This is a genomic window from Bacillus sp. NPDC060175, from assembly GCF_042728695.1.
GTDB lineage: Bacteria > Bacillota > Bacilli > Bacillales > Bacillaceae_G > Bacillus_A.
Genome location: NZ_JBHWYR010000172.1, coordinates 1 through 2943, shown reverse-complemented (window position 1 = coordinate 2943; position 2943 = coordinate 1). Strand labels below are relative to the sequence as shown.

4 protein-coding genes and 1 pseudogene are annotated in these 2943 nt (G+C 32.1%); all 5 read right to left on the bottom strand.

Annotated elements, in window-relative coordinates; genetic code table 11:
* Positions 1-38: 38 nt before the first annotated feature.
* Positions 39-1115 carry a HAMP domain-containing sensor histidine kinase gene (locus tag ACFWDE_RS30225; protein WP_377896359.1) on the bottom strand — a complete coding sequence of 359 codons (1077 nt, stop codon included), beginning with the start codon at positions 1113-1115 and terminating at the stop codon, positions 39-41.
* Positions 1112-1798 (bottom strand): response regulator transcription factor, encoded by a 687-nt coding sequence (locus ACFWDE_RS30220; protein WP_016095390.1) that lies wholly within the window; start codon positions 1796-1798, stop codon positions 1112-1114. Before ACFWDE_RS30220 ends, ACFWDE_RS30225 begins: the two co-directional genes overlap by 4 nt.
* Positions 1799-2040: 242 nt before the next feature.
* On the bottom strand, positions 2041-2196 hold the full coding sequence (locus tag ACFWDE_RS30215) for a hypothetical protein (protein ID WP_377896358.1): 156 nt from the start codon (positions 2194-2196) through the stop codon (positions 2041-2043).
* 255 nt (positions 2197-2451) lie between these two features.
* A pseudogene (locus ACFWDE_RS30210) lies at positions 2452-2562 on the bottom strand (ArpU family transcriptional regulator); the annotation flags it as partial.
* Positions 2563-2699: 137 nt separating this feature from the next.
* On the bottom strand, positions 2700-2943 hold a 244-nt coding region (locus ACFWDE_RS30205), incomplete at its 5' end, for a recombinase RecU (protein WP_377896357.1).

The following is a 2943-nucleotide window of genomic DNA, read 5'->3' as shown; positions in this document are numbered from 1 at the left end:
AAAAAAAGCTTATGGAACCTGTAATTCCATAAGCCAATCTATTTGATTGGATGTTCAACAATAAAGGACATCCAGCCGTCTTTATATTCTGCATGTATATTACCATTATGAAGTTCAACAATTCTTTTTGAGATAGCAAGTCCCAGTCCATTTCCTTGATCATTTTTTCTTGCCTTATCACCCCTGAAAAATCTTTCAAACAATTTATTAGGGTCGCTAACAGGTGGCTTCTCGACTTTATTTGACACTTTCAAAATTGCTTTGTTATCCATTAATTCAAGACATACGGATAATTCGGATGGTTTTATGCTGTACTTTATCGCATTCATAAAGAGATTTTCATATACACGTACCATTTTTTCTACATCTATGAAGATAGGTATTGTTTCTTGTGTGATTGATTTTTGAACGATTAAGCTTTCCTTTTCAAATATAGGAATGTATTCTCCAACTATTTGCTCCAACAAACTTGATAAATCAACTTCATTAAGATTTAACTTAGCATCTATGCCTGATAAACGAGTATATTCAAACAGCTCATCAATTAAATATTTCAGTCTCTGTGACTTTGAATACGTGGTTTCAAGGTATTCCTGTAATTGTGTTTTACTGTTGTATTGCCCTCTTTTTAATAAATCTATATAGCCAATAATAGATGTTAACGGTGTGCGTAAGTCATGAGATACATTGGTTATAAGTTCATTTTTTGTACGTTCTAATTGTCTTTCTTGTTCAAATGTATTTTCCAATTCCTTGGACATATAGTTGATATTTTGAGCAAGTTGGGTCAATTCGTCCTTTCCCTTAATCCCAATGGTCAAACCCAGTTTTCCATTTGCAATATCATTCACATTATCCGAAATGAGCTTCAAATATACTATTTTCTTTCGAACCAATATTAAAAAAATTATTATAAAGTTAAAGATTGCGAACGCGAATAAGAACAACAATGCCAAATTGAATTCAAACATACCAAATTCTTCGTGTTTTTTAAATAATGGATCTATAACGTATAGCAAAATCAGGATTGTAAAACTAAATGAAATAAAAAAACTAACTGCAACAGCACCAAGAAGTTTTATAATGATCTTATTTCTAAAACTAACATTCTTCATATTTTATATCCAATTCCCCAAACAGTTTTAATATAAATAGGATGTTTAGAATCCTCTTCAATTTTGTCTCTTATTTTTGTAATATGCACCATGACGGTATTATCTGATTTATAAAAAACCTCTTTCCAAACGGCTTCATATATTTTTGCAACACTCAGGACAATCCCTTTGTTACTGGCAAGTAATTCGAGTATATCAAACTCTTTTGGAGTTAGCCTTGTTTCCTTTCCCCTTACCCATACTTGACGTGTATCTGTATTCACGGTTAAATCACCAATTTCTAGGATGCTTTTATTATGATTTATTGACGTATTGTATTTTTTAAACCTTCTTAATTGGGATTTTACCCTAGCGATTAATTCCAATGGATTAAACGGTTTTGTTAAATAATCGTCTGCACCAGAGGCTAGACCCTGAATTTTGTCTATATCCTCAGATTTTGCAGATAGCATAATGATAGGCATATTGCGGTCTTCCCTAATCTTCATACACGCTTCAATACCATCCATATTAGGCATCATAATATCTAAAATAATCAGATCAAACTCCTTTTCTTCTAACAGTTGTAAAGCTCCAATAGCATCTTCTGCCTTTTGAGTTTTCAGGCCTTCATTTTCCAAATAAACAGAGATAAGATTTCTAATCTCTTTATCATCATCAACAATAAGAATTTTTGACTCCATATTATTCCTCCACATTTTTTCTCATATTGAACAATTAAAGACATTTGCAGGTGAGACATGTCTATCGTCTCTTTATTGTAAACTTGCAAACGGAAGACAAGAAATAACATAATGGATATAAGTGATATCGTTCCCTTAATATATTGTTCAATATTTACTGCTGATCCATATACAATTAATAAGTTCCCTTCTTCTTTAAATTTTGCTTTAAGTAAAAAAATAAAATCCCTTATTATTTTCCACTAATAGAATAATTGTCTTGAGATTTCTGTGAATACACCTGTACTTGGTCCATATTCGACAATGTAATACGCTTTCTTAAGATCAATTTCCTCAATCATTTTGTCTTCAAGAAACTTTGAACTGGAAAGGGCTGCACCAACTGATTTTGGGTTCATTATATACTCAAGTAAGAAAGAGAATTGTTTTCATAATTAATCACACGGCATGTTTGCATTCATAATCATACTCTAGAGCCCAAACCTTAAGAAATAGGGGCAAAAGTTCTTAAGAATTCTTAAGCTTTCTAAAGCAGTTTGTCACAAAAATATATGGCCATTCTTGAAATGGTCACTAGTAGTATATCATTGTAATGGTAGTTATTAATGCTGCTAAATTAAATAAATAGAGGATGTAAACATAATTTACACCCCCTTTCTGTTTATTCGCATCTTTAATGCACGGTATTGCTTTAAGATGCTGACTATTTCTTTTTGCACCTTTTTATCATCGATTGCTGGTAATAAAGTTAATTGTCTTTCCATGAAGAAATCCCCCTATTTCGAATTTGTAGTTTTAACTTTATGTATGGTACGTGAAATTTCACTATCTCATTGTTGAATAAGGGAAACATTCATGACGAGTATCCCCTACCATCCACTCTGCATGGTTCCGTTATCCATTAAGCCTTTAATAATTTACGTTTTTTATTATTCATTTTCTCTTTCGCTGCTTCAATGTTATTTACTACCCTTTTATGGTCCTGATCTATCTGAATCATCCCATCTAACACCCCTGGAATTAATCCTGTCTCATCGATGTATTGTAAGTAATCAACTAGTGCTCGTTCTGTTTGTTCTACTAAGTATCCATAAATATCAAAGTCTGCTCTCGGTATCGACTTCTTACCATTCGGTTGATGAGAC

Bases quoted from the DNA above. Each gene is read 5' to 3' on its own strand.
- ACFWDE_RS30225 (WP_377896359.1), bottom strand. From the start codon at position 1,115: ATGAAGAATGTTAGTTTTAGAAATAAGATCATTATAAAACTTCTTGGT.
- ACFWDE_RS30220 (WP_016095390.1), bottom strand. From the start codon at position 1,798: ATGGAGTCAAAAATTCTTATTGTTGATGATGATAAAGAGATTAGAAAT.
- ACFWDE_RS30215 (WP_377896358.1), bottom strand. From the start codon at position 2,196: ATGAACCCAAAATCAGTTGGTGCAGCCCTTTCCAGTTCAAAGTTTCTT.